Raw genomic sequence first — 2,045 nt, 5'->3', positions numbered from 1 at the left:
AACTTATCTACCAGATTATGCCTATAGTAAAATTCGCAATCAATTAAAAAAAGAATTTAAGATTTGGAAGGAATCCAAGTAGTTTTATATTGTATAATATACTAGAGGTGATAATATGAAAACATTAAAAATTTCAAAATATCCAGACAGAAAACAAATAGCTTTAGATGTTTATGATGATGAAGAAAATATTCATTATACAGTTGCTTATTTTAAAGATGAAGCTCGTTTAAATTTATTTTTAGAGGCTTTAACTTCTTGCAAATATGAATTACCGGAGGACAGAAAAAATGTTAAAAATTAGACAAAATGTTTTTGAAACAAATTCAAGTTCAACACATTCATTAGTATATAGAAGCAAAAAACCAAGTGAAATTGATAAACATAAAATTCCAGATTATTACTTAAATGATGATGGAACTTGGGATATTAATTTCGGTCAATATCATTGGACTCGTGAAACTCCTATTAAAAATTGGCATGAAAAATTAAATTATTTAATGACTTTAATTGCTCATGAAGTTTTATCAGGCCATAAAGATCCTAATTATAAAGTTTCCGATGATGAGTTAGAATTTTATAATGAATATCTATGGAATCATTATGAAGATGAAAATGCTCAACAAAGATGGGATGATGCTTGTAAGATTTTAGATGAATCTGATTTAGTTAAAGAATTAAAAGCATTATTAACTAAATACTGTGAAGATGAATTTAAAGGCTTTAATTATTGCTGGTGGGATGACAATGAAGTAAGTAGCTATGACGTTGAGGATGTTTTTGAAGATCAACCTAACACTATTAATCACCCATTTTGGCACAACTATGATTTTGAAGACGAAGACGGTTTTAAACAACCAGAGGGCGTTCAAGCATTTTCAAAATTCGGCTCAATTGACCATCAATCTATGGAAGATAGTCTTTATGACTTAATTAAAGAAATCGGCTTTGAAACTTATTTATTTTCAGGTGATATTATGATTATTATTGACCACGATAATCATTAGGAGGGTTGTAAATGATTCAAATTAGAAAAAACGTATTTGAGACAAACTCAAGTTCAACTCATAGTCTAGTTATTTCTAAGAAAGATAGAGACTATGATTATAATGGTTTAATTATTGCTGATGGAGTATTATATATTTCATTTGGTGAATATGGTTGGGGACCTGAAATTTTAAGAGATCCCCATGAAAAATTGTCATATCTAATTACAGATAGAAACTGTATTCATTATGATTGGCAAAATCCACCTTCTGAAGAAGAATTTGAGTATATGTTATCTCAAGATAAATCTGTTCAAGAAATTATCAAGGTAGTTAAATCTTGCTGTCCAGAAGTAGAAGAAGTTAAATTTGAATTTGGGGATAAATATAATCCGTTAGGTTATGTAGATCACCAAAGTAGAGGAACTTCTTATGAAAAAGATTTAAGTATTGAAGATATTATTTTTAGTAATAAAGTTATTATTATGATCGATAACGACAATAGTTATCATTATGAAAGCTATTTCGAAAGTTGGGACGGCGAACCGGCTGAAGACGATATAGAAAATTTATTTAGAGGATAATTATATGTTAAATATCAGAAGAAACGTATTTGAAACCAATAGCTCTAGCACGCATTGTCTTACTTTAGATCGTGAACAAAATTATGAAGTTCACGAAGACTTATTTTTAAAAGACTATATAATTAAGCCTTGGTCGGAAAATAATGAGCCGCCTTATACCTCAGGTAAATTCGAGTTGAAATTAAAATCAATAGAAGCTAAATTAGCTTATTTCTTGACTATGTATTATCAATCTTATTATTGTGATGGAGGAAAGGAGTTTTTACAGAGACTGCAAAAACTATTTCCTAACACAATCTTTGTTCTAAAATGTGATGATTCTGGTAATTATGTTTTAGAAGATGGCGAGTATTTATTTGATGAAGATGAAGTAGTTAAACTAGAATCTTTAACAGATAATCAACTTAAAGCCTTTATGGAATATGGTACTATTTATTTTGGTAGTCGAGATGATGAGTCATACTCAGATTTTCTT

At 28.9% G+C, this 2,045-nt stretch carries 4 protein-coding genes; all 4 read left to right on the top strand.

Annotation, left to right across the window (positions count from 1 at the left end):
• The first annotated feature begins 115 nt into the window (after window positions 1-115).
• A complete protein-coding gene (locus ACKI5C_RS00130) occupies window positions 116-304 on the top strand; it encodes a hypothetical protein (RefSeq protein ID WP_407430812.1) in 189 nt (62 codons plus the stop codon).
• On the top strand, window positions 291-1,007 hold the full coding sequence (locus ACKI5C_RS00125) for a hypothetical protein (RefSeq protein ID WP_407430810.1): 717 nt from the start codon (window positions 291-293) through the stop codon (window positions 1,005-1,007). Before ACKI5C_RS00130 ends, ACKI5C_RS00125 begins: the two co-directional genes overlap by 14 nt.
• Window positions 1,008-1,018: 11 nt before the next feature.
• A complete protein-coding gene (locus tag ACKI5C_RS00120; RefSeq protein ID WP_407430808.1) occupies window positions 1,019-1,570 on the top strand; it encodes a hypothetical protein in 552 nt (183 codons plus the stop codon).
• A gap of 4 nt (window positions 1,571-1,574) precedes the next feature.
• Window positions 1,575-2,045, top strand: a 471-nt coding sequence (locus tag ACKI5C_RS00115; protein ID WP_407430806.1) for a hypothetical protein, incomplete at its 3' end; no start/stop codon positions are given.

Origin of the sequence: Methanobrevibacter sp. (assembly GCF_045646045.1) — an archaeon.
In the GTDB taxonomy this organism is placed as follows: domain Archaea; phylum Methanobacteriota; class Methanobacteria; order Methanobacteriales; family Methanobacteriaceae; genus Methanocatella.
The sequence above is the reverse complement of the archived record's forward strand: the minus strand, read 5'-3'. Positions and strand labels throughout refer to the sequence as shown.